The sequence below is a fragment of the Empedobacter falsenii genome (genome assembly GCF_013488205.1).
GTDB lineage: Bacteria > Bacteroidota > Bacteroidia > Flavobacteriales > Weeksellaceae > Empedobacter > Empedobacter falsenii_C.
Genome location: NZ_CP040908.1, coordinates 2,565,003 through 2,589,141 on the forward strand (window position 1 = coordinate 2,565,003; position 24,139 = coordinate 2,589,141).

General features: G+C 33.0%; 23 protein-coding genes. 10 read left to right on the forward strand and 13 right to left on the reverse strand.

All coding sequences use genetic code 11. The features are described 5' to 3' along the window. Positions 1-40 precede the first annotated feature (40 nt). The 3 genes from rlmF to FH779_RS11945 all read right to left on the reverse strand — a co-directional run bounded on the left by rlmF (position 41) and on the right by FH779_RS11945 (position 2,181). On the reverse strand, positions 41-955 hold the full coding sequence (gene rlmF / locus FH779_RS11935) for a 23S rRNA (adenine(1618)-N(6))-methyltransferase RlmF (RefSeq protein WP_114999549.1): 915 nt from the start codon (positions 953-955) through the stop codon (positions 41-43). A 67-nt stretch (positions 956-1,022) separates the two neighbouring features. Continuing rightward, positions 1,023-1,280 carry a chaperone modulator CbpM gene (locus FH779_RS11940; RefSeq protein WP_125349027.1) on the reverse strand — a complete coding sequence of 86 codons (258 nt, stop codon included), beginning with the start codon at positions 1,278-1,280 and terminating at the stop codon, positions 1,023-1,025. Between the two features lie 4 nt (positions 1,281-1,284). After that, entirely contained in the window at positions 1,285-2,181 is an 897-nt protein-coding gene (locus tag FH779_RS11945) for a DnaJ C-terminal domain-containing protein (protein ID WP_180904864.1), read from the reverse strand. Positions 2,182-2,389: 208 nt separating this feature from the next. Here FH779_RS11945 and FH779_RS11950 point away from each other — a divergent pair, with 208 nt between their 5' ends. From FH779_RS11950 to FH779_RS11960, 3 genes are read left to right on the forward strand one after another with little or no spacing between them, the layout of a single operon-like run. Next, positions 2,390-3,334, forward strand: coding sequence for an ADP-ribosylglycohydrolase family protein (locus FH779_RS11950; protein WP_180904865.1), 945 nt, complete (start codon positions 2,390-2,392; stop codon positions 3,332-3,334). Between the two features lie 51 nt (positions 3,335-3,385). Further along, positions 3,386-3,607, forward strand: coding sequence for a VF530 family protein (locus FH779_RS11955; protein WP_038332359.1), 222 nt, complete (start codon positions 3,386-3,388; stop codon positions 3,605-3,607). After that, positions 3,607-3,993: a hypothetical protein gene (locus tag FH779_RS11960; RefSeq protein ID WP_180904866.1), complete on the forward strand. Its 387-nt coding sequence runs from the start codon at positions 3,607-3,609 to the stop codon at positions 3,991-3,993. The genes FH779_RS11955 and FH779_RS11960 overlap by 1 nt, the downstream gene beginning before the upstream one ends. Before the next feature lie 58 nt (positions 3,994-4,051). On the opposite strand, the gene purD is transcribed toward FH779_RS11960, so the two are convergent. From purD to FH779_RS11990, 6 genes are all read right to left on the reverse strand, one after another. Beyond that, positions 4,052-5,344 carry a phosphoribosylamine--glycine ligase gene (gene purD / locus FH779_RS11965; protein ID WP_180904867.1) on the reverse strand — a complete coding sequence of 431 codons (1,293 nt, stop codon included), beginning with the start codon at positions 5,342-5,344 and terminating at the stop codon, positions 4,052-4,054. A gap of 49 nt (positions 5,345-5,393) precedes the next feature. After that, positions 5,394-5,753 (reverse strand): four helix bundle protein, encoded by a 360-nt coding sequence (locus FH779_RS11970; RefSeq protein ID WP_180904868.1) that lies wholly within the window; start codon positions 5,751-5,753, stop codon positions 5,394-5,396. Between the two features lie 102 nt (positions 5,754-5,855). Continuing rightward, a complete protein-coding gene (gene purH, locus FH779_RS11975; RefSeq protein ID WP_180904869.1) occupies positions 5,856-7,367 on the reverse strand; it encodes a bifunctional phosphoribosylaminoimidazolecarboxamide formyltransferase/IMP cyclohydrolase in 1,512 nt (503 codons plus the stop codon). Between the two features lie 89 nt (positions 7,368-7,456). Further along, positions 7,457-8,017 (reverse strand): phosphoribosylglycinamide formyltransferase, encoded by a 561-nt coding sequence (gene purN / locus FH779_RS11980; protein WP_180904870.1) that lies wholly within the window; start codon positions 8,015-8,017, stop codon positions 7,457-7,459. Positions 8,018-8,176: 159 nt separating this feature from the next. Next, positions 8,177-8,677, reverse strand: coding sequence for an FKBP-type peptidyl-prolyl cis-trans isomerase (locus tag FH779_RS11985; RefSeq protein ID WP_180904871.1), 501 nt, complete (start codon positions 8,675-8,677; stop codon positions 8,177-8,179). Between the two features lie 128 nt (positions 8,678-8,805). Continuing rightward, the gene (locus FH779_RS11990; RefSeq protein WP_180904872.1) at positions 8,806-10,485 is read right to left on the reverse strand and encodes an AAA family ATPase; all 1,680 of its coding nucleotides are present in this window, start codon (positions 10,483-10,485) and stop codon (positions 8,806-8,808) included. 165 nt (positions 10,486-10,650) lie between these two features. Between FH779_RS11990 and FH779_RS11995 the strand changes: the two genes are divergently transcribed. The 7 genes from FH779_RS11995 to FH779_RS12025 all read left to right on the forward strand — a co-directional run bounded on the left by FH779_RS11995 (position 10,651) and on the right by FH779_RS12025 (position 16,387). Beyond that, positions 10,651-11,757 carry an SPFH domain-containing protein gene (locus FH779_RS11995; RefSeq protein WP_180906851.1) on the forward strand — a complete coding sequence of 369 codons (1,107 nt, stop codon included), beginning with the start codon at positions 10,651-10,653 and terminating at the stop codon, positions 11,755-11,757. A gap of 22 nt (positions 11,758-11,779) precedes the next feature. Then, a complete protein-coding gene (locus FH779_RS12000; protein WP_180904873.1) occupies positions 11,780-12,862 on the forward strand; it encodes a hypothetical protein in 1,083 nt (360 codons plus the stop codon). A gap of 80 nt (positions 12,863-12,942) precedes the next feature. Further along, positions 12,943-13,926: an SPFH domain-containing protein gene (locus FH779_RS12005; protein WP_180904874.1), complete on the forward strand. Its 984-nt coding sequence runs from the start codon at positions 12,943-12,945 to the stop codon at positions 13,924-13,926. Positions 13,927-13,945: 19 nt separating this feature from the next. Further along, a complete protein-coding gene (locus FH779_RS12010) occupies positions 13,946-14,146 on the forward strand; it encodes a hypothetical protein (protein WP_180904875.1) in 201 nt (66 codons plus the stop codon). A gap of 6 nt (positions 14,147-14,152) precedes the next feature. Next, complete coding sequence (locus FH779_RS12015) at positions 14,153-14,401, forward strand: hypothetical protein (RefSeq protein ID WP_180904876.1); 249 nt, start codon at positions 14,153-14,155, stop codon at positions 14,399-14,401. Then, entirely contained in the window at positions 14,401-15,420 is a 1,020-nt protein-coding gene (locus FH779_RS12020; RefSeq protein WP_180904877.1) for a hypothetical protein, read from the forward strand. Before FH779_RS12015 ends, FH779_RS12020 begins: the two co-directional genes overlap by 1 nt. Before the next feature lie 13 nt (positions 15,421-15,433). Continuing rightward, positions 15,434-16,387: a DUF6620 family protein gene (locus FH779_RS12025; protein WP_180904878.1), complete on the forward strand. Its 954-nt coding sequence runs from the start codon at positions 15,434-15,436 to the stop codon at positions 16,385-16,387. Between the two features lie 258 nt (positions 16,388-16,645). On the opposite strand, the gene purM is transcribed toward FH779_RS12025, so the two are convergent. From purM to FH779_RS12045, 4 genes are all read right to left on the reverse strand, one after another. Then, the gene (purM, locus tag FH779_RS12030; RefSeq protein WP_038332376.1) at positions 16,646-17,638 is read right to left on the reverse strand and encodes a phosphoribosylformylglycinamidine cyclo-ligase; all 993 of its coding nucleotides are present in this window, start codon (positions 17,636-17,638) and stop codon (positions 16,646-16,648) included. Between the two features lie 54 nt (positions 17,639-17,692). Next, a complete protein-coding gene (purF, locus tag FH779_RS12035; protein ID WP_180904879.1) occupies positions 17,693-19,198 on the reverse strand; it encodes an amidophosphoribosyltransferase in 1,506 nt (501 codons plus the stop codon). A gap of 19 nt (positions 19,199-19,217) precedes the next feature. Beyond that, positions 19,218-19,940 carry a phosphoribosylaminoimidazolesuccinocarboxamide synthase gene (gene purC, locus FH779_RS12040; protein ID WP_038332381.1) on the reverse strand — a complete coding sequence of 241 codons (723 nt, stop codon included), beginning with the start codon at positions 19,938-19,940 and terminating at the stop codon, positions 19,218-19,220. 420 nt (positions 19,941-20,360) lie between these two features. Next, positions 20,361-24,068, reverse strand: a complete 3,708-nt coding sequence (locus FH779_RS12045) for a phosphoribosylformylglycinamidine synthase (RefSeq protein WP_180904880.1) — start codon at positions 24,066-24,068, stop codon at positions 20,361-20,363. Between the last annotated feature and the right edge of the window lie 71 nt (positions 24,069-24,139).

The following is a 24,139-nucleotide window of genomic DNA, read 5'->3' on the forward strand; positions in this document are numbered from 1 at the left end:
AATTTTAAATAAAACCTTTAATGAATTAAAAATAAATCAATTAAAATCTCCAAACTAATAAACGCGAAATTTTATTCCCTTGTTGCATATTTACAATTCGGTAATCTCTTACTTTTTCACGTTTTAAAATTCCTTCTAAAATTCGAACATTTTCTTTCTTAGAAACCAATGTTGTAAACCATTTTACTTGATGTTTATAGTCTGCACTTTCTTTTATCATTTTCGTGATAAACAGACGCTCTCCTCCTCTACACCATAGCTCAGAATTATTTCCACCAAAGTTTTGAATTGGTTTTTGATCAGATTTTTGACCCAAGTTTTTCAGTTTACGCATTGTTTGCTCCATCACTTCTTGATTCGATCTAAAAAATGGAGGATTACAAATTGTAATATCAAATTTCTCGCCTTGTTTGATGATATTCTTGAAAATATTGTTCGGATTAAATTGCATTCTAATCTCAACTTTATTACGTAATCGAGCATTTTTCTTCACAATTTCTTCCGCATTTTTGAAAGAAGCATAATCCAACTCTGCACCAACAAAGTTCCAATCGTATTCGTAATTTCCAATAATCGGATAAATACAATTCGCACCAACACCAACGTCCAAGACTTTTACATCTTTTCCACGCGGAATTACTCCATCAAAACTTTCGCCCAAAATATCGGCAACGTAATGAATATAATCGGCGCGACCAGGAATTGGCGGACACAAATTATCTTTTGGCAATTCCCAATAATCAATGTCATAATATGTTTTCAACAACGCTTTGTTCAACGCTTTTACAGCTTCTCTATCCGAGAAATTAATCGTTGGTTCGTTCTCTTTATTGGGTTTGATATATTTGGAAAGTGGCGAATAAATCGCACACAATTTTTCGAAATTATAAGGCGCTAAATGACGATTGCGCGAATGTAATTTTTTTAATTTACTCTTCTTTTCGGGAGTATCCATACAAAAATATTTATGCAAAAATAAGACAACCTTTGCAGTTTTCTGCAAAGGTTGTTTTTGAATTAGTTTATTTTAATTGTTTTTGTAGCGTTTCGATTTGTTTCAAAAGATGATGAATCACTTCTAAACCTTCTAAATTAACGCCCAAATTATAATGAAATTCAATAAATCGTTCGATTAATTTTAAATCATTTTCTTCGATAAAATATTCTTGGTTACGTTCGTGCAAAACAACCAAATCATTTTTGTACAAATCAATCACAAATTGAGGTTCAATCTGATGATATTTACTAAACTGAATAACAGATATCGTTACATTTTTCATGGTTTTAAGCTTTTTTAAGTGAACGTAATTTCTCGAATAATTCTTTCTCTTCTGCTGATAAATTAGTTGGAGTTTTTACAGAAAATGTCACATACAAATCTCCAAATTGATCATCTTTCTTATAAATTGGTAAACCTTTTCCTTTTAATTTCACCTTTTTATTATTCTCTGTTCCTTCTTTTATCGGGACTTTTACTTTTCCAGAAAGAGTATCAATCATCGCTTCTCCACCCAAAATCGCATCATATAAGTCAATCTCAACTATTGTAGATAAATCTGCTCCATTGACCTCAAAGGATGTATTATTTTCGATATGAAACGTGATATACAAATCTCCATTTGGTCCATTGTTATAACCTTTTCCTCCGTGACCTTTTACCTTAATCGTTTGTCCATCTTCTACTCCAGCAGGAATTGTAATTCGAATATTTTTACCATTCACCGCAAAAGTTTGTTTGTGCGAAGTCAATGTATCTGTCAAATTTAGTGTCAAACTGGCATTTACATCTTGCCCTTTATAACCTGTTGATCTACTTCTACCTTCGCGTCCAAACATCGAACTGAAAAAATCTGAATAGCCATCGAAATCACCAAAACCTTCAGTCCCATCAAAATCGCTATTACTATATTGATATTGTTGCTGTTGTTGTTGACGAGCTTTCTCATGTTCTTCACCATGTTGCCAATTTTCTCCGTATTTATCGTATTTTTTACGTTTTTCTGGATCGCTCAACACTTCGTTTGCTTCGTTTAATTCTTTAAATTTCTGTGCAGCTTCATCGTTATTTGGATTAAGATCGGGATGATACTTACGTGCCAATTTCCGATAAGCTTTTTTTATCTCATCTTGTGATGCGGTCTTTTGCAGACCTAATGTTGTATAATAATCTATAAAAGCCATAGTAATTAATAAGTTTGTGTCATAATTTAATCAAAATCAGTTCCAATTTTTTCAAAACTGACAATACGACTTATTCTTTTTATTCATTATAAAATTTTTAATATTTTATCTAAAATGAATAAATTTATTATGATTAATTTATTCATTTTCAAAAATAATTTGGATATATTCAAAAAAAACAATTATTTTTCATTTATAAAAGAAGGTTATGAATAGAAGAAATTTTTCGAAAAATATATTAATTGGATCGGCGGTTGGTGACGCATTAGGAGTTCCTGTTGAATTTAAAAGCAGGCAATATTTACAACAAAATCCCGTGACAGATATGATGGGTTATGGAACATACAATATGCCTCCAGGCACTTTTTCTGACGATAGTTCGATGATGTTTTGTCTAGCAGAATCGTTGTGTAATGGTTATAATGTAAATGATATTGCAGAAAAATTTCAGATGTGGATGCATGAAGGTTATTGGACGGCTGACGGAGAAGTCTTTGATGTGGGAATTTCTACACGAAAAGCAATAAATCGTTTACGAGTTGTAAAAAATCCAACCGAAGCTGGTTCTACAGACGAATCTGATAATGGAAATGGGTCGTTAATGCGTATTCTTCCTTTAGCAATTTTCACAAAAGATTTATCGATTGATGAACGTTGTGAAATTGTCAAAGAAGTTTCTTCTATCACGCATGCGCACAATCGTTCTGTTTTGGCGTGTATTTATTATATTGAATTTGCGTTGAATGTCTTGGATTCCGAAAATCTAGAAGAAGCTTATCTGAATACGAATTTTTGGTTAAAATTATTCTTAGAAGAAAATGAAATTTATAAAAACGAATTTCAATATTTCGAACGAATTTTAAGTGGAAAACTAATTGATTTAAAAGAAGATGAAATTAAATCAACTGGTTATGTTATGGATAGTTTAGAAGCTTCTATTTGGTGTTTATTGCATACAGATTCGTATAAAGATTGTGTTTTGAAAGCTGTGAATTTAGGGCATGACACCGATACAATTGCTTGTATTGCTGGTGGAATTGCAGGAATTTATTATGATGCAGAAACAATTCCGACCAATTGGATTGAACAATTGGCGCGAGTGGATGATATTTTGCATTTAGCAGAACAATTGGAAGAAAAATATGAATTTTAGAAAGGTTGAACTATTCTAAATTCACCAAAAACATTTTCGTAAATTTGCAAAATGGAAAGTCAAAAAAATAATCCATTACACGGAAAACGTTTAGACGATATTATCGAAGAATTAGTGATTTATTATGGCGGTTGGGAAGGTTTGGGAAATCAAATTAACATCAGATGTTTTAATGATAATCCAAGTTTGAAATCATCGTTGAAATTTCTTCGAAAAACAGATTGGGCACGTGCAAAAGTAGAAGAATTGTACATCAAAAAAATTGCAAAATAATGAGTGCAACTATTCTTGAAGAAAAGATTTTTATTGATTCAGAACTCTTAACTAATATCGAAGAGGAAAGTCAGGTTATTATACATTGTTGTATGACTGCAGACGAATATGCAAATGCTGCACGTATTTGGCCTTCTACTTTTATTATTGATAATCAATCAGGAAAACGTTGTCAATTGGTTTTTGCAGACGGAATTACGATGTATCCAAATTGGACGTATATCGAAGAAGGTTCATCTCTTCATTTCACATTAATTTTCAATGGTTTGCCAAAAAGTTGTCAATCATTTGATTTGGTCGAAATTATTCCGCAAGCTGGAGGCTTTGAATACCGAAAAATAAATCGAAATAAAAGCGATGTTTATCACGTCGAATTTTCAGAATAAATTAAAAAAAATGCGTTTCAAATGAAACGCATTTTTTAATAATATAAACTGTATTTTTTTATTGAATTACTCCAATATCATTTCGATAATATTCGTAATCAAAATGTACTTTTTTGATGTTTTCATAAGCAGTTTCACGTGCTTCTTCTAATGTATTTCCTAATCCAACTATGTTGATTACACGTCCACCAGAAGTCAAAATTTGTTCTCCTGATAATTTTGCACCAGCAATAAAATTAGGACAAGTTACATTTTCTAAACCACGAATCTCAAAACCTTTGTCGTAATTTCCTGGATATCCTCCCGAAACCATAACCACACAACACGCATGTTGATTTTTGAAAGTCAAGTCAAAATCTTCTCCTTTGATTGCTTTATTTACAACCTCAGCCAAATCATTTTCTAACAAAGGTAAAGTTGTTTGCGTTTCTGGATCGCCCATTCTTAGGTTATATTCCAACAAATAAACTCCTTTTGTCGTAATCATCAATCCAAAGAAAATAACGCCAGCAAACTCCAATCCTTCCTTGATTAAACCACATTTTGTTGGCTCCATAATTTCTTCTTCGAACATTTTGAAATGCTCGTCTGTAAACAATGGATTTGGAGCGATAACGCCCATTCCACCAGTATTCAAACCAGTTTCACCTTCACCAATCTTCTTGTGATCTTTTGCCGAAACAAATGGAACGATTTTTTTCCCGTTAAAGAAAGACAAAATAGAAGCTTCAAAACCTTCTAAATATTCTTCGATAACCACTTCGTTTCCTGCATCACCAAAGGTTTTATCTTCCATAATTTCTAAAACAGCTTGTTTAGCTTCTTCAAAATCTTGGCAGATAATCACTCCTTTTCCAGCCGCTAAACCAGAGGCTTTCACTACAATTGGATACTCTTGTGTTTTCAAATAATCAATCGCCAACATTGGACCTTGAAAATTCTTATATTTTGCTGTTTTCACACCATATTTATCCATAAAATCCTTCGCAAAAGCTTTAGAAGCTTCCAATTGCGCAGCAGCTTTATGAGGTCCGAAAACATTTAAATTCTCTTTCTGAAAAATATCAACGATACCTTCTGCTAATTCAGCTTCTGGACCAACAAAAGTTAAATCGATTTGATTTTCTTTCGCGTAATTTTTCATTTCTTCAATCGAAGAAACCGAAACATTAGTTCCAATTTGTGCTGTTCCTGCATTTCCTGGAATAAAGAATAATTCTGCTTCTTGACCTTTTTGTTTGAAGTCCTCAGCAAATTTCCATCCAATTGCGTGTTCACGACCACCTGAACCGATTACTAAGATGCGAGTTGCAGTTTGCGATTCGCGGTTTGCGTTATTATTTTGTTCCATTGTTTTAATTTTTAAATGAAAAATGAATAGTGAAAATTGAAAAATAAATTTAATCTAAATTCGCTTTAGCCGTTTTAATAGAGCTGACTAATATTGCGATTAATTCTAAATTAAGTTTTTTCAGATTTGTATATATATTATTTTCAATCAAATTTGAATCATTTAATAAATCTAACCAATATAACGATTCGTTTGCCTCTTTTAGCGAAATACTCATTTTATTGATAAAATCTTTCTTTGATTGAGCAAATTCAGCTTCTCGAATAAGAGCACCAATTGCTGTTCCGGATCTCATTAATTGTCTTCCTAAAATATATTCACTTTTATTTTGAATAATATTTCTTGAAAGTTTAATAATTTCTAAAGCAAAATTATAACTCTTATCTTTCAAAACATTTTCATTATTCACTTTTAGTTTTTAATTATAATTGAAAATTCTATTCTCGATACATTTTCTACAAAAACACTCGAATTGACGAATTTTCAAATTAGCAGATTAACTAATTATCAATTAGTGCATAAAATGTCTCATTCCTGTGAAAACCATCGGAATTTCACGTTCGTTACAAGCATCAATAGATTCTTGATCTTTAATTGATCCTCCTGGTTGAATAATTGCTTTAATTCCATTTTCTGCTGCAAAATCTGCTACATCACGGAAAGGGAAAAATGCATCTGAAGCTAATACTAAATCTTCTTCCACTTTTTCTTTTGCACGTGCAATCGCTTGTTGAGCCGCCCAAATACGGTTCGTTTGGCCACCTCCGATTCCGTAAGCTTGACCATTCGTCGCTACAACAATCGCGTTAGATTTTACCCATTTTACAATTTTTTGAGCAAAAACTAAATCTGTCATTTGACGATCTGTCGGTTGAGCTTCTGTTACAACTTTAAGATCTGTTGAAAACTGATTATCTGTAGACTGAACAATTAATCCTCCATCAACTTTTACGTAAGTTACTTTATCCGAAACAGGATTTTTGACTTTGATGATTCGTAAATTCTTCTTTTGTTTGAAAATCTCTAATGCTTCTTCTGTAAATGAAGGCGCAATCACAATTTCTAAGAAAATTTTATTTAATTCAACCGCAGTTTTTCCATCAACCTCTCTATTGAAAGCTATAATTCCACCAAAAATTGACATTGGATCACATTCATAAGCTTTTTCATAAGCTTCTAAAACATTATCTCCAATCGCCACTCCACAAGGTGTTGAATGTTTCACTGCACAACAAGTTATTTCTTCAAATTCTGAAACCACTTTATAAGCCAAATCCATATCACGAATATTATTGAAAGAAAGTTCTTTTCCTTGTAAATATTCGAAATCTTTCATTGCACCATTTTTTGTTTTATCAACATAATAAGCCGCTTTTTGATGTGGATTTTCTCCGTAACGTAAATCCATCACTTTTTCGTAAGAAGACTCTAAAAATTGAGGGAAATCTTCTCCTAAAATGTAAGTAGAAATCGCCGCATCGTAAGCAGAAGTTAAGTTGAATACTTTACCAGCACATAATTTACGCGTTTCGATAGAAGTTGAACCATTCTCGCGAATTTCATTCATCACAACTTCATAATCATTCACATCCGTTACAACCGTTACATCATAAAAATTCTTTGCAGAAGAACGTAACATTGATGGTCCACCAATATCAATAAATTCAATCATCTCTGCTTCAGAAAGACCTGTATTCATCTTTTCGAAGAATGGATAAAGATTTACAATAACGATATCGATTGGGTTAATTCCATGTTCTGCAATTGTTGCCATATGGTTTTCGTCCGAACGACGCGCCATAATACCACCATGAATTGCAGGATGTAAAGATTTTACGCGACCATCTAAAATCTCAGGAAAACCAGTTACATCTTTTACTTCTGTAACTTCAATTCCATTGTCTTGTAAATGTTTGTAAGTTCCTCCAGTTGATAAGATTTTGTAGTCTTGCTCAACCAAGAATTTTGCAAATTCTAACAAGTTTGACTTGTCCGAAACACTGATTAGCGCTTGTTTTTGCATTGTGTTTAGTTTTTAAAGTTTATTGTTTGTTTACTATTTTATTGGAAATGAAAAACCTCAATGTACACGACATTGAGGCATTCTATATTTTATGCTTCGCTGATTTGCTTGATTGCCTTGATGTAGATTTCACTTTCTACCTCAGCAACTTTACGCTGTAAATCTGCTACTTCGTCACCTTCTTCGATCTCAAAAGTTCCTTGACAAATGATTTGTCCTTCGTCTACACCAGCAGTCACAAAATGTACAGTTGCTCCTGATGTTTTTTCGCCAGCTTCTAAAACCGCTTTGTGAACCTTTGCTCCATACATTCCTTTTCCACCAAATTTTGGTAATAATGCAGGATGAATATTAATCATTTTCGCGCCCCATTTCGTGGTAAATTCTGGAGATAATATGGTTAAAAAACCTGCCAAAACAATTAAGTCGATTTCTTCTCCTTCTAAATTATGTTCGGCATCTTCCGAAAAAGTTTTTCGATCTAAGACATACGTTCGGATATCTTTATCCAACGATCGTTCTATTGCATAACAGTCGCGGTCTGCCATTACCATCGAAATTTCGACATTTGGTAACGTTCCGTCTTCAACTGCATCAATAATATTTTGAAGATTTGTTCCGCCACCGGAAACAAATACAGCTATTTTCATGTTTGTTTGTAAGTAATCTTGTTTGTTTTACAAAGATAAGATTTTAGTTGAAGCAAGCCGAAAAATATAACTTGGATTTAATCTATTTATTAATGATTTATTCACAATTAAAAATAAAAAAGGCTATCTCTTATCGAAATAGCCTTTTGAAAATATTTTTTAGTGACCTTGAGTTCCATCAATTCCATGTGCGTGTCCGTGAGATAATTCTTCCTCAGTTGCTGGACGAACATTTAAAACTTCAACTTCAAATTCTAATGTTTTTCCTGCCATTGGAGGATTCAAATCTGCAATTACAGCATCTTCTGTTACCTCTACAACTGAAGCACGGAATTGATTTCCTGCATCATCAGTTAAAGGTAAAATTGCTCCAACTGGTGGTAATCCAGATTCTTTGAACATATCTAAAGGTAATTGAGCAACAGCTTCTTCTACTCTTTCACCGTATCCTTCTGCTGGAGTAATTACGAATGATTTTTTATCACCAACTGCTAATTCTTTTAATTCTTCTTCAAATTTTGGAATCATCATTCCAGCTCCGAATAAAAAAGTTAATGGTTCTTCTGCATTTGATTGTTCTACAAATACTTTTTCACCATTCGCTTCGATGGTATGTAATGAGTAGTTTACTGAAACTACATTGTTGTTTTCTATTGACATAAATTGTAAGTTATGGATGCTTAAAAAAGCGTTCATTTTTAATACTTATCTTTTAACAACAATTATTCCTTTCGAATAATTTGACCAATTTTGTCAGTTATTTAGATTTTTGAACTGACAATTTTTATTTAATCAATAAAAAGTAATGCTTTTTTGATGTCTTCATAACCAATTTCACCATTAAAATAATCGTAAATTGGTTTTAAAACTTTATTCTCTTCAAATTCGATTTCACTATAAGCCAATCGAACTTTATCAATAATTTTATCAGAAGGTTTAAATTTTGAGTAATCCAAATCAGGTTCACTTTCTTTGATTTTACCAATATGATCGACAATTGCTGAAGTAGTTAACCCTCTTTTCTCTGAAATTTGTTCCAACGTCAACCCTTCTTTCACATATTCTAGTGTGATTTCGTAAGTAGATTTCTTTTGTCCTTTTTCTTTGGTTTTATTCTTTTCGATGTTCTTCGCGATTTGCTTTTTATCCAACGTTCCTCCAGAATATCGAATAAAAGCAGCCCAAGAATTTTGCAATTCTTTTTCGTCTAAAAACTCATCCATTTCATTCGATAAAACCTGAAAACGTCTATCAGCCTTCATCGCAAGCGAATCAATTTCTAAAGCCGTTTGATTAAGACCATGTAACATCAACGAATTGAGATCTCGTAAACGTGAAAGTGCAACATACCCTTGACCTTTTTCAAACGCTTTCGACAAATCTATAAACGCAGAATCTAACGTCATTCCTTGTGATTTATGAATCGTAATCGCCCAAGCTAAACGCAACGGAACTTGTGTGAATGAAGCCAACGCTTTTCCGCTTTCGTCCTCTATCGCCCAAGTTTCTGGTTTTACAACATAAAATTCTCCATCTAACGTTTTGATAATTGGCTCATCTTTTTCGGTATAACCTGATACATTTCCAAGCGTTCCGTTTACAAAACCAACTTCGAAATTGTTACGAACAAACATCACTTTTGCTCCAATCTTCAATTCTAAAATTTCTTCTGCTAAAACAGATTTTTTAAGAACCTCAACCAAAGCTGGATTTCCCGCAACTTTTGCTTCAAATATTTTGGAAGAAGAATCAATATTAATCAATTGACCTTTGTTGATTCGATCTACATCCATATTATGTGTATACAAACGCGTTTGTGAATCTATTTCATCTGGAAAATATTCGATTCGAGATTCTAATAAATCAACCGTTTTTTGCGAAATATTTCCAGAGCGAATTTCATTTAAGATATCATTTAACGCATTATTTGTCTGACGATATTGTTCTGTCAAATAGCAAATATGTACTTTCGATTGCACCCAAGCATCTGACATAAAACAGAATTTATCTTTCGATTCTTCCCACTCTTCACCAATCGGTGGCAACTGGAAAAAATCTCCCGAAAAAATAACTTGGACACCTCCAAAAGGTTCATCATTTTGTTTGAAAAATTTCAATACATAATCAACCGCATCCAACTGATTTCGGTGCAACATCGAGATTTCATCAATAATCAAGACTTTTACTTTGTCCATTTTATCACGAAAATATTTCTTGTCGCGAAGCGAAGCTAAATATCGATCCGAAACATAATCTTTTATTCCAATTCCAGCCCATGAATGTATCGTTTGACCATTCATGTGCGTTGCTGCAATTCCCGTAGAAGCTGTTATAGCAACAGGAACGCCATGTTGTTTAAGATACTGAATGTATTGATTTAACACATAAGTTTTTCCGGCACCCGCAGAACCTGTTAAAAATACATTTCGACCAGATTTTAGAATTGCCAAAGCCTTAGATTGTTGCATAACTTATGAGTGAATTTGGAGTTTTTTGAATGAACTGCAAAGATACAAAGATTGAATGAAGTAAGGAAATGATAAATATTTAAGTCTTAAAAAAAATGATGTAAATATTAATTAAATTTTTATACTTTAGATTTATAACTAAGTCAAACTAAATCAATTCAAATGATGGATTTCTTCAAAAAAATAAAAGGTGAATTTATCGATATTATCGAATTTTTAGATAATAATCAAAATACGATTGTTCATCGATTTGAACGTTATCAAAACGAAATAAAAAATAATGCAAAATTGGTTGTTCGTGAAGGGCAATTGGCTATTTTTATTAATGAAGGACAATTGGCAGATATTTTTTCGCCAGGAACTTATACGCTAAACACTCAAAATCTTCCTATTTTATCGACTTTACAAGGTTGGAAATATGGTTTTGATAGTCCATTTAAAGCAGAAGTTTATTTTGTTAGTACAAAAACTTTTCTGGATCAACGTTGGGGAACTAAAAATCCTATTATTCTAAACGACGAACGTTTCGGTATGATAGAAGTTCGAGCTTTTGGAACATATACATTTAAAGTTTCGGATGCAGGAAAATTTATCAAAGAAATTGTTGGAACAATTGGTTCTTTTACAACAGAGCAAATCAATGAACAATTGCGAAGCGTGATTGTTACTCGATTTACAGATTCAATCGGCGAAGCAAATTTACCAATTGAAAATTATGCTGCAAATTTGAATGAATTATCCGAAGCAATTTTCAATTATATGAAGGATGATTTTGGAGCTTATGGAATTGATGTGACTAAATTTTTGATCGAAAATATTTCGATGCCAGAAGAAATCAAGAAAGAAATCTTCGAATTGAGTCGTTTGGATAAAATAGATTTGAACAAATTTGCTCAACTAAAAGCTGCAAAAGCAATGGAAGCAGCAGCAAATAATCCATCTGGATTAGCTGGTGCTGGCGTTGGAATGGGTGCTGGTTTTGCGATGGCAAATCAATTTACGCAAGGTTTCGCTCAAAATAATAATCAATCAAATCAAAATCAAACGCCTCCTCCTATTTCGTCAACTTCAGTTTCGTTTTTTGTTGCAAATAATGGTCAACAAACTGGTCCATTCGATTTGACAACTTTGAAACAAATGATTGCAAATGGACAACTTACAAAAGACACATTGGTTTGGAAAACTGGTATGGCAAATTGGGAAAGTGCCGCAAATCAGAGCGAATTAACTTCATTATTTGGTCAAACTCCTCCTCCATTACCTCAAGCATAATTCTCAACTAAAAAAAGAAAACTTGGCTACCGAAGAAATTTATAAAGCAAATAATACAGCTTCCACTTCTTGCAAATCCTGCGGCGCACCAATGGTTTACAAGGCTGGAACAAATTTGCTGGTTTGTACCTATTGCAATAGCACGCAAGAGATTAAACAAGAGAATTTTATATTAAATGAAATTGATTTTGAAAGTTTTATCAAAACCTACGAAAAAGAAGAATTTAATAAAACAAAAGTTATAACCTGCAACAATTGTAAAGCGACACCAACCGTAGACGAAAATCTGCGTTCGATGATGTGTCCGTATTGTGGTTCGCCTTTAGTTGAAGAAAATATACACGAAGAACGATATATAAAACCAAGTTATGTTTTGCCTTTTCAGGTTGATAAAATCAAAATAAATGATATTCTGAAAAATTGGGTAAATGGTTTTTGGTTTGCTCCAGACAATCTAAAAAAAGCAATTTTATCAGCAGATAATATCAATGGAATTTATGTTCCGTTTTGGACATTTGACACAGAAACTTTTACAGATTACAAAGGCGAACGCGGTGATGCATATTACGAAACAGTTGGTCCTGGAAAAAATAGAAGGCAAATAAGACGTGTCGATTGGTCTTATAAAGCGGGCAGTGTAAACAATTTTTATGATGACGTTTTGGTTTGCGGAACCAAAAGTCTTAATCCTACCATTTTAAGCAATGTACAAAGAGGTTGGAATCCGAAAGCTGTTGTAAAAATTGACCAGAATTATCTCGAAGGTTATATTACCGAAAAATATCAAGTTGATTTGAAAGATAGTTACGCGAGGGCAAAAAATATCTTTATTCAATACGAACGAGAAAGTGTGAAACGTGATATCGGCGGAGATGAACAACGCATAAATGACATGTTCACAAAATTTGATAAAATAAAATTCAAACACATATTATTGCCAATTTATGTTAGTTCTTTTTTGTACAATAACAAAAACTACATCTTCTATATCAACGGAATGACGGGTCAAATAGCTGGAGACAGACCTTACAGCACCATTAAAATTGTATTTACGGTAATTGCCGTAATCATTGTATTACTAATTTTAATAATGATGTTTAGATAACAATTTAGCTAAAATTAGTGAGTTTTTTTGAGTGACGATTTTACAACTTTGTAATACAACAACTCAAAAAAACTACTACCATGAATTTATCATCAAGCGGACCTTTTATCGAAATTATCGAGTGGATAGAACAAGATCCAAATCTGTTGATGCTAAAATTTCCTGATCAAGACAAGGAGATAAAAAATGGCGCGAAATTAATCGTAAGAGAAAGCCAAGCCACATTATTTCTTAATCAAGGGGTTTTTGCAGATGATTTTTCAGCGGGAACATTTTCTTTAGCAACCGAAAATATTCCTATTTTATCAAAATTAAAAGGTTGGAAATATGGTTTTCAATCACCTTTTAAAGCAGACGTCTATTATTTTTCGACGAAAGATTTTGTCAATTTAAAATGGGGAACTCCTGCTCCTGTTTTACTTCGTGATCCACAATTTGGTCCAATTCGTATCAAAGCTTTTGGAAGTTATAATATTAAAATTTCTGATGTCAGAAAATTCTTTTCAAAATATGCAGGAACTTTTCCTATCCTGACTGTTTTCGAATTAGAGCATCAATTACGTGATTTTATCGCACCTATTTTTGCCGAAGTTTTGGCTCAAGCAAATATTTCTGCGCTTGATATTGCGGGAAATTTGACTGCGCTTAATCAAAAAATACAACCGTTAATCGCTCCACATTTCGAGCAATTCGGAATCGATGTTACTCAATTTACCATTAGTTCGGCGACTTTACCAAAAGAAGTAAACGACAATATTGATAAAATAAGTAGTATGAATATGATTGATGATATGAACAAGTTTCAACAATTCAATACTTCTTTAGCGATTGGAAAAGATGGAAATCCGATGCAACAAAGTGTGCAAGATACAGCTGCGCTTGGATTGATGATGCAAGGAATTACGCAACAAAACATTCAACAGAACACACCTCAACAACCTACTCAAAATCAAGAAGAATCTGTTATAGATAAACTAAAAAAATTAAAAGAAATCTATGATTTAGGCTTGATTGAAGATACTGAATATCAGTCAAAAAAAGCTGAATTATTAGATAAATTATAACCACTAAAAACTAAATTTTATGAAAACTATTGGAACTTACATGGCTATTTTTGGATTATTAGCAATCGTTTTGAACTTTTTTAATGCTGTTCCTCGTCTTTTGGCTTGGATCTACAATTGGGGCGAAGGCGTTGCGTGGGGAATTAAAATTGCGTTCGTTATCGTTGGTGCTATTCTCTATTTTATGGGAAGAAAACAAGAAGAAAATATCGCAAATTAAAATGATATGAATGACGAAAAGCCAAAATTATCATTGATTGAAAAATTGAAACTTCAAGCAGAGAATCAAACGAATCTTGGAGGAGATTTCATGAAAAATCAATCAAAGCTAGAAACTGTAGATTGCCCAAATTGCGGTGCTGGTCGTGCAAAACAAGATGGTGTTACCAAATGCGCCTATTGCAATTACGAATTTATTAGTGGAAAATTGGACGATGGAATACATATTAAAACCTCAGATAATTCGAAAGAATAATGGAAAATAATTTTGTAGAATTAGACAACTTAATTGATCGTTTCAAAAGCTTTTTATTGAAATTAGAACAGCGTGCTTTGGAATTAGAAACTGAAACGATAGAAGCTGGACAACAAATAAATGATTTGGATGAATTAAGATTTATTCATTTCAAAGCTGGAATTACAGGGCAATATGAAACATTAAAAGTTAAAGCTAAAGAAGTTTTCAAAGAGCAAATTGAGAAAAAATCTTTTTCATATTATTACTCAGATAAAGATGTAAGAGCAGATGATTATATGTATTCTCATGATGCTAAGATTTATGAAACTTCGCTTTTGTTAGATGATTTTGATGATAAAATTGATTCGATTTTGGGAAATATTTTTAGTCAAGTAAAAGCTGAAAGTTCTGAAGATAAACTCAAAAAATTATTAGTAGAATACGAAACAACGAAGAACAATTTTTGTTGTGCGCAATGTGGAGCGAACCTAAAAATCGAGAAAGTCTATTTTGTTTCTGCTTATGTTACATGCGAATTTTGTCAAACGCAAAACACATTTATTCCGTCAACGAGAATGTCACTTTTACCTGATTTGGCAAGAGAAATTGCGACAGAAAAAACAGGGATTTTAGATTATCCAATTCCTGGAAATTCAGTTTTTGAAAAATTTTTGAACAATGAAAAACATGCAAGACAACAATTCTTTATCAAAAAGAATCTAATTCCAGAATTAACCGATTCTTACAAAGAAGTTTATAAAAGAGAAATTAATGATTTTGTACAAACTTTTCAGCATGAAACGGAAACAGAAGCGGCTTTTTATCAAAGTATTATCGATCAATTTGGAACAAAATTTATCAATCAAAATTCGACTATAAATGATTTAGAAAAAATAGATCAACTTGCTTTTGAAACACTTTTAAACAAAGAATTACTCAGTATGAATTTCATGAAAGAAGCTGTAGAAAAAACTACAATTCTGACTGATTTAGAAAACCATTATCAATCATTAAAACAACAAAATAATTATAATTAAACAACTCAAAACTATGTTCGGAAAATTAAAAAGCATTTTCAATAAAGCAGAAGAAGCAATTGAAAATTTACAAGAAAATAACACAACGCAATCGTCAAATTCAGAGAATGAATCTGCAGAAAGTACTTATCAACCAGAACCTATTTATTTTGAAGATTACATCGATTATAGTAACATCATTCCAGAAATTGATGAACATTATGTAGACAATTACGAGAATTTTTACAATGCTTTAAATTCTAATAATCGTCAAAAAGTTGAAAATTCGATTTCGATTTGGAAAATCGATCTTGAAAAATATAAAGAGCAAGTGCGTAAAATGGGACCTTACGAAGGCGATGATTCTTTGCAACAACATGCTATTGCATATTTTGATGATAAAATAAAAAACATCGAAAATGATTTTGAGAAATATGCAGAAGCCTTTTTAACGGATGCCCCAAATCAACAAGAGTTATATGACAGAGCTGAAAACAATAAAATGGCTTTGTATGATCGTATTAATGATCAGTTAGAAAAGTTTGTGCAAAAATATGATGATAAAAATTCGGATATTGGAATTGAACAAATGTATCAACAACATGACGCAAAAGTGCTTGAAGATTCAAAAGATAATCCTTTGTTAGAGCCGATTCATGGAATTTCTTTGTACGATTATGCTGCAGGAGTTGTGAAAATTGGTTCTAATGTTCCTGAAACTGATGTTTTGAAAGCTTTGGGAGTTGATAAACCGCAATGGGACGAAGCAAGTTTGATTTGGAATCAACGTATGGAACAAGATACAGAAATGACTGTAATGACCTTATATAGCCAATATTTCACAAAAATTGATGAACATCCAACATTAGGAAATAACGGAAATCTTTCTGCTGATACAGCTTCAAATCCAAACTTAGAACGTTTGAAAACGGACGAACATTTCTTTTATGATTTAGCTGCCGAAAGAGATGCTGCAATAGAAGTTTGAAAAGATGGTGCGCAATATATTCTAGATAAATACGGAATCGGAATTGTAGATTTTCAAGCTCAAGCTGTTATTTGGACTCGTTCTGGTAATTATTCTTCGATGATTACTTATCAAATGGAAAAGAAAGAAGAATATTTAAAACAATTTCAAAACGAAATGGGCGGAACAATCGCTGATGATATCGAGTTTTAATATTCTACCTAAAACAAAAAAACCGGATAAGAGATCTTATCCGGCTTTTTTAAACTATTTAATCTACTATTTCAATATAATTTTGTCAGCACCTTCTTGAATTTCTCCAATCAACGCACTTCCATCAATAATATTCAATACTTTTTCAGCGTCAGTTTGGTCAACGATGACAACCATTCCGACACCCATATTAAATGTTCCAAACATCTCGTTTTCTGCAATTCCTCCGCGTTTTGCTAATTCTTGCATCACTGTTGGTACATTTATTTTTGTTTTTTCTATTACAGCCGTCAAACCGTCATTTATAATACGAGGAACATTCTCGATTAATCCACCTCCTGTAATATGAGCAATTCCAGACATTTCGATTCCAGCATCTTTGATTTTGAAAATATCATTTTGATATAATTTTGTTGGAACTAATAATGTTTCGAACAAAGGTTTACCTTCAAATTCTTCGTTAAAATCTGGGAAAACTTTACGAACCAAAGAGAATCCATTCGAATGGAAACCACTTGATGGTAACGCAATAATTACTTGTCCAGCTTTTATTTTAGAACCATCGATAATTTCGTCGCGCTCTACCACTCCAACACAAAATCCTGCAACATCATAATCACCAACTTGGTACATTCCTGGCATTTCTGCTGTTTCTCCACCAATTAATGCTGTTCCAGTTTCTTTACACGCTTGTGCAATTCCACCTACAATTTCTGCTGCGATATCAGAATCTAATTTTCCACAAGCTAAATAATCTAAGAAAAATAATGGTTTTGCACCATGACACAAAATATCATTTGCACACATTGCGAAACAATCAATCCCAACTGTATCGTAAACTTTAGAATCTAAAGCCACACGTAGTTTAGTTCCTACACCATCGGTTCCTGATACCAAAACAGGATTTTTGTAACCTCCTAATTGGTAAAATGCACCAAAACTTCCAATTCCATTCAACACATTTGAATTGTGTGTTGCTGCAACTGCATCTTTAATTTTCGATACCGTTTGATAACCTTCTTCCTTATCTACTCCGGCTTGTTTATATGTATTGCTCATTTTAATTATGATTTAGTTTTTTCGAAATACGAGATTCGAAATTCGTATAACTTATTAATCTATATGCAAAGGTTTTACCGCTTTACATTCTTCATTAGAATAATTTACGGGATATTTTTCTGTAAAACATCCAAAACAATGTTCTTTACTTCCTAATAAATCAATCAGATTATCAACTGTTAAGAAATCTAACGAATCGACATTCAAATAATCTTCAACCTCTTTAATTGACTTGTTTCCTGAAATTAAATCTGCTTTAGAAGGCATATCAATTCCTAAATAACAAGGCGCAATAATCGGAGGCGAAGCAGAACGGAAATGAATTTCTTTTGCTCCTGCTTCTTTTAAGATTTTGATTAATAATTTCGAAGTTGTTCCACGTACAATCGAATCATCTAAAACAACCAAACGTTTTCCTTTGATTTTATTTTTGATGGGATTCAATTTTAAATTTACCACACGCTCACGCATTTCTTGCGAAGGCACGATAAACGAACGAGACATATAACGATTTTTAATCAAAATTGGTTCGTAAGGAATACCCGAAGCTTCTGAATAACCAATTGCAGACGGAATTCCAGAATCTGGAACACCAATTACAATATCGGCATCAACAGGAGATTGTTCGTATAATTTTCGACCAGATTCTACACGTAAATCGTAGATTTCATTTCCTTCTATATTCGAGTCAGGACGTGCAAAATAAATGTACTCAAAAGCACAAATATTTCGTTGCGTTGGTTGATTTAATGAATAAGATTTCAAACCTTGTTCATTTACAACAATCAATTCTCCTGGCTCTACATCACGAATAAACTCTGCTCCGACAGCGTCTAATGCACATGTTTCTGAACAGAAAACATACGCATCATCTAATTTACCTAAACATAAAGGACGAATACCATTTGGATCGCGAAAAGCTGCCATTTGATTATTCGCTAATAACAAAACCGAATAAGCTCCTTTTACCTTTTCTGTTCCTTTCTGAATAGCTTCTACAATATCTAAATGCGAATATTTTTGAATAGAACGTAATAAAACCTCCGTATCCGAAGTTGCTAAAAATGGTAATCCTTCTGCTTCTAATTCAGCTCTCAATTCTTCAACTTCAATCAAATTTCCGTTGTGAGCAATAGAGAAATGAGGTTTTCCGTAAATATTGTACGTGTAAAGTGGCTGAATGTTACGACGACTTCCACCTCCAGCAGTTGTGTAGCGTGTATGTCCGATCGCAGCATTTCCTTGGTATTCTTCAATTTCGGCTTCCATTGTTTTGAAAACGTCTAATACCAAACCTGTTTTTTTCACCGTTTTGATGTTTCCATCTTTCAAGAAAGAAACACCACACGCTTCCTGTCCACGGTGTTGAAGCGCAAATAAACCAAACTGCGCAATAGAATACGTGTTGATGTTCTTTGGCGAATAAACCCCAAAAACACCACATTCTTCGTTTACACTATCCACAGTATCGGCTGCATATTTTTTCAATAAATTTCTTTCGTAGAAATTCGTTAAATATTCAGCTTTTAATTGGCTTTTATGTAATTTTTTATCAATCATTATAGAATGAAAAAAATGTTTATTTTAAAACTTCTGTCAAACGATTATATACTTCGTGATAAGCTTCAGAAACATCACCTAAATCACGACGGAAACGGTCTTTATCTAATTTTTTACCTGTTTCAACATCCCATAAACGACATGTATCTGGAGAAATTTCGTCAGCTAAAATGATATTACCATCAACATCTTTACCAAACTCAATTTTGAAATCAGCTAAAATTAAACCAGCTTTTAAGAACAATTCTTTCAACGCTTCGTTAATTACTTCTGTTTGTGTGTACATTTCATCTAACTCATCGTACGTTGCAGCACCTAATAAAACTGCATGATGATCGTTGATTAATGGATCTCCTAATTCATCTTTTTTGTAACAGATATCAAAGATTGTAACTGGAGATTTCGCTCCTTCTTCTAATCCTAAACGTTGAGCCATAGACCCAGCAACATAATTGCGCACAACCATTTCAATTGGAATAATTGATACTTTTTTTACCAATTGCTCACGATCATTCAACTGCTCGATGAAGTGAGTTTTCACTCCTTTTTCAATCAAATAGTTGAAAATTAAAGTCGAAATTTTGTTGTTCATTTCTCCTTTATCCTCAACAGTTCCACGCTTTTGTGCATTAAATGCAGTCGCGTCATCTTTGTAATACACAATTACTTTGTCTGCTTCCTCTGTTGAGTAAACTTGTTTTGCTTTCCCTTCGTAAATGAAGTCTTTTTTTGTTAAGCTCATCGTTGTTTGTTTTTTTCGAAGCTCGATTTTCGAAATTCGAAGTTAAAATTCATCTAACTTCTAGTTTCTAGTTTCTAACTTCATTACATCGTTTTTTTTGTTTTGTTTGAAATGAAAAAGTCCACTTCGTGTTTGTTGTTTGTTTTGAAAATTAACTTGTTCAAGGTTAACTTTCGAGATTAATTTCGATTGGTTCAGGATCGAAATTGGTATTAGTTTGTTGTTTGTTTCTTTTTTAGAAATTCGAAATGCGAGATTCGAAATTCGTTATTTTATTTCCAATTGTCATTCTGAATGAAGCTTTAGCGTAATGAAGAATCTTTTTTAGATTCCTCGATAAGCTCGGAATGACAAGTTTTTATTTAATTTTTAGAAGTTAAATTTTCTCAAATCTAACATCTAATATCTCATATCTATAAACTACCCTCTAAAATACTCCACCGCATTTTTGAAGATATTCATATATCCATTTCCTGGAATGTTCTTGAATAATCCTTCTTCGTAACGCTCTGGATGTCCCATTCGTCCATAAACTTTTCCACAAGGCGATACAATTCCTTCTACCGCAAACGTAGATCCATTTGGATTATAAGGCATTTTCCCAGCTAATTTCCCATCCAAATCAACAAACTGAGTGGCAATTTGTCCTTTATCAATTAACTTTTCTAATTCAACCTCATTTGCTACGAAACGACCTTCTCCATGCGAAAACGGAATCCAATATTCTTGTCCTTCCATTCCTTTTAACCAAGGTGAATGCGATTTATTCACTCTCACTTTCGCTAATTGTGTAATGTGACGACCAATTTCGTTGAACGTTAATGTTGGTGTATCTTCTTCTAAATCTTGAATACGTCCATAAGGCAATAATCCAGATTTAATCAAGGCTTGGAAACCATTACAGATTCCTAAAACTAGTCCATCACGCTCCAATAAATTGTGAATTGCATTTTTGATTTTCTCATTACGTAAAACCGTTGCAATAAATTTACCTGATCCATCTGGCTCATCAGCAGCTGAAAAACCGCCTGGTACAAAGAAAATATTGGCTTGATTGATTTCATTTACAAAAGCATCTACCGATTCTTCAACATCTTGTTGTGTTAAATTACGGAAAGGCAAAGTCGAAACGATTGCTCCTTCTCTACGGAACGCTTTTGCTGAATCATATTCTGAATTTGTTCCTGGAAAAATTGGAATGAAAACTTTCGGATTCTCCACTTTTTGATCTGCGAATGCAAAACAAATTTGTTCAGCTTTCAAATCTTTTTCCTCTACAACTGTTTCAGAAGTTGATTTATATGGAAACAATGAATTGAATGTTTTTTTCCATTGTTGTTTCAATTCAATTAAATTGATTTCTTCTCCATTAAAGTTGAATGAAGTTGAATCATTTGTCTGACCTACAACGTGGTAATTTTGAGCAATTTCAGCAGGAATATTTAATTCTTCTGAATGTTCAATCACAATCGAAGCTGGATAATATTTTCCTAAATCTAAATCAGTCTTGATTTCAAATCCGATTTCATTACCAAAAGCCATATTCGCTACAGTTTCTGCAATTCCACCAAATTTAACCGTCATCATTGATTTTACATCATCATTAATTGTTCCGATAAAATCAAAAACAGCTTTTGTATTTGTTTCGTCGATTAAATAGTCTTCAGTCAATGTTGGAATAAAAACTGAAAGTTTAGAATTCTTTTCAACTAAAGTTCCTTGTACAATTTTTTCAGCCTTAGAAGGCGCAACTGCAAAAGAAATTAACGTTGGCGGAACATCAATATCTTGGTAAGAACCCGACATCGAATCTTTTCCTCCAATTGCAGGAATTCCGAATTGTTTTTGAGCTTCAATCGTTCCTAATAAAGCTGCAAATGGTTTTCCCCAACGCGTTGCTTCATCACGTAATTTTTCAAAATATTCTTGAAAAGTTAAACGAATATCAGCGTAATTTCCACCAGCAGCAACAATTTTTGTCATCGAATCAATTACCGCAAAATAAGCTCCGTGATAATTTGACCAACGCGAAATTGTAGGATTGTAACCAAATGATGCGATAGAAACCGCATTTGTAAATCCGTCTGTTGGGAATTTTTGTACTGAAACATCTTCTGGCGTATCCATTGTTTGTCCACCAAAAGCATTCAAAATAGTAGAACGACCAACGTTGTTATCAAACATTTCTACCATACCTTTTTGCGACGCATGATTTAACTCTTGCATCATTTCAATAAACGCTTCTTTATTGAAAGCTTTATTCTCAAAAGGGTTTGTATATTCTTCGTCCGTAACTTCGATTTTAGCTTGTTTACGAACACCGTTTGTATCTAAAAATTTACGGTCTAATTCAACAATCTTTGTTCCTTTCCAAACCAAAGTCATTGTATCATCTCCCGTTACCTCAGCAACACAAGTCGCATCAAGATTTTCTTCTTTTGCTAATGCGATAAATGTTTCCACATCTTTTGCCTCAACCGCAACAGCCATACGTTCCTGAGATTCAGAAATCGCTAATTCTGTTCCGTTTAATCCAGCATATTTCAGTGGGACTAAATCTAAATTAACATTAATTCCGCGTGCAATTTCACCAATTGCAACAGAAACACCTCCCGCACCAAAGTCGTTACATTTTTTGATTAATGCTAAAACGTCTGGATTACGGAATAAACGTTGAATTTTACGTTCAACAATTGCATTTCCTTTTTGAACTTCTGCTGATAAATCGTCTAATTTTAAACCATCGTGTGTTTTAGATGACCCTGATGCTCCACCTACTCCATCACGACCTGTTGCTCCACCTAATAAAATAATTCGGTCACCTGCAACTGGTTCTTCACGACGGACATATTCTTTTTTTACAGCTCCAGCCACAAAACCAACTTCCATGCGTTTTGCTTTGTACCCTTCGTCGTAAATTTCTTTCACAAAAGTTGTCGCTAAACCAATTTGATTTCCATATGAACTATATCCGTTTGCTGCTTCTTTCGAGATTTTACGTTGTGGTAATTTACCTGGTAACGTATCTTCAATCTTTTCTAAAGGATTTGCAGCTCCTGTAATACGCATCGCTTGGAAAACGTAAGAACGTCCACTCAAAGGGTCGCGAATTGCTCCACCAACACATGTCGAAGCTCCACCAAATGGCTCAACTTCTGTTGGGTGATTATGTGTTTCGTTTTTGAATTGTAATAACCATTCTTCCTCAACTCCATCTACATCGATTGGAACGACAATAGAACATGCATTGATTTCTTCTGAAACATCAATATTTTTCACAATTCCTGTACGAGAAAGATATTTTCCCATCACAGTTGCTAAATCCATCAAACGAATTGGTTTTGTAATTCCTAATTCTTGACGAACTTGTTGGTAATAATTGAATGTTTTTTGAAGTGTTTCGTTAAATTTAGAATTAAATTGAACATCTGTAATCTCCGTCTCAAAAGTTGTATGACGACAGTGATCAGACCAATATGTATCTAAAACTTTTAACTCAGTTTCGGTTGGATTACGATTAATCGATTTGAAATAGTCTTGAATAAAAACTAAATCATCCATCTCTAACGATAACCCAAATTGGTTGTAAATGTCTTGTAGTTTATTTTCGTCAGCAGAAATAAAACCTTCAATAATTGGAACTTCTGTCGCTTCTGGATTAGCTGGAATTTCCATTTTAGAAAGATCTTTCTCGCGCGACTCAATTGGATTGATTAAGTAATCTTTTATTTTCTTTAAATCTTCTGCAGACAAATCATCATTGAAAACATATAATAAACCAGATTTTACGGTTACATTTTCAACATTCATCAACACTAAACATTGTTCCGAAGAATCATCGCGTTGATTATATTGACCAGGTAAAAATTCGGTTGCAAAATAGTTTTTAGAATAAGGAATACTTTCGTTAACTGCGTCTTCTACGTATTTGAAAACAACGTCTGTCACAGGATCGACAAACACCTTATTTTGAACCTCTTGTAATTGGCTTTCTTCTATATTAAATAGATCATAAATAACAAAAACCTTGCACACAATTGTAGGTACAAGGTTTTTGAGTTCTATTGTAGTCTTCTGACTGATAACGTCAAAATTCGATTTCTTCTGAATGAAAAGTCTGTGGTTCATTGTATTGTTTGCTGTACTATTTGGTTTAATGTGTTTAAACCATTTGTATCATCTACATCAACAAACAAACT

Bases quoted from the DNA above. Each gene is read 5' to 3' on its own strand.
- purF (WP_180904879.1), bottom strand. From the start codon at position 19,198: ATGATTGATAAAAAATTACATAAAAGCCAATTAAAAGCTGAATATTTA.
- FH779_RS12015 (WP_180904876.1), top strand. From the start codon at position 14,153: ATGAATGACGAAAAGCCAAAATTATCATTGATTGAAAAATTGAAACTT.
- FH779_RS12025 (WP_180904878.1), top strand. From the start codon at position 15,434: ATGTTCGGAAAATTAAAAAGCATTTTCAATAAAGCAGAAGAAGCAATT.
- FH779_RS11950 (WP_180904865.1), top strand. From the start codon at position 2,390: ATGAATAGAAGAAATTTTTCGAAAAATATATTAATTGGATCGGCGGTT.
- purC (WP_038332381.1), bottom strand. From the start codon at position 19,940: ATGAGCTTAACAAAAAAAGACTTCATTTACGAAGGGAAAGCAAAACAA.
- FH779_RS12005 (WP_180904874.1), top strand. From the start codon at position 12,943: ATGAATTTATCATCAAGCGGACCTTTTATCGAAATTATCGAGTGGATA.
- purH (WP_180904869.1), bottom strand. From the start codon at position 7,367: ATGCAAAAACAAGCGCTAATCAGTGTTTCGGACAAGTCAAACTTGTTA.
- purN (WP_180904870.1), bottom strand. From the start codon at position 8,017: ATGAAAATAGCTGTATTTGTTTCCGGTGGCGGAACAAATCTTCAAAAT.
- FH779_RS11955 (WP_038332359.1), top strand. From the start codon at position 3,386: ATGGAAAGTCAAAAAAATAATCCATTACACGGAAAACGTTTAGACGAT.
- FH779_RS11990 (WP_180904872.1), bottom strand. From the start codon at position 10,485: ATGCAACAATCTAAGGCTTTGGCAATTCTAAAATCTGGTCGAAATGTA.
- FH779_RS12020 (WP_180904877.1), top strand. From the start codon at position 14,401: ATGGAAAATAATTTTGTAGAATTAGACAACTTAATTGATCGTTTCAAA.
- purM (WP_038332376.1), bottom strand. From the start codon at position 17,638: ATGAGCAATACATATAAACAAGCCGGAGTAGATAAGGAAGAAGGTTAT.
- FH779_RS11945 (WP_180904864.1), bottom strand. From the start codon at position 2,181: ATGGCTTTTATAGATTATTATACAACATTAGGTCTGCAAAAGACCGCA.
- FH779_RS12045 (WP_180904880.1), bottom strand. From the start codon at position 24,068: ATGAACCACAGACTTTTCATTCAGAAGAAATCGAATTTTGACGTTATC.
- FH779_RS11940 (WP_125349027.1), bottom strand. From the start codon at position 1,280: ATGAAAAATGTAACGATATCTGTTATTCAGTTTAGTAAATATCATCAG.
- FH779_RS11995 (WP_180906851.1), top strand. From the start codon at position 10,651: ATGGATTTCTTCAAAAAAATAAAAGGTGAATTTATCGATATTATCGAA.
- FH779_RS12010 (WP_180904875.1), top strand. From the start codon at position 13,946: ATGAAAACTATTGGAACTTACATGGCTATTTTTGGATTATTAGCAATC.
- purD (WP_180904867.1), bottom strand. From the start codon at position 5,344: ATGGAACAAAATAATAACGCAAACCGCGAATCGCAAACTGCAACTCGC.
- rlmF (WP_114999549.1), bottom strand. From the start codon at position 955: ATGGATACTCCCGAAAAGAAGAGTAAATTAAAAAAATTACATTCGCGC.
- FH779_RS11960 (WP_180904866.1), top strand. From the start codon at position 3,607: ATGAGTGCAACTATTCTTGAAGAAAAGATTTTTATTGATTCAGAACTC.
- FH779_RS11985 (WP_180904871.1), bottom strand. From the start codon at position 8,677: ATGTCAATAGAAAACAACAATGTAGTTTCAGTAAACTACTCATTACAT.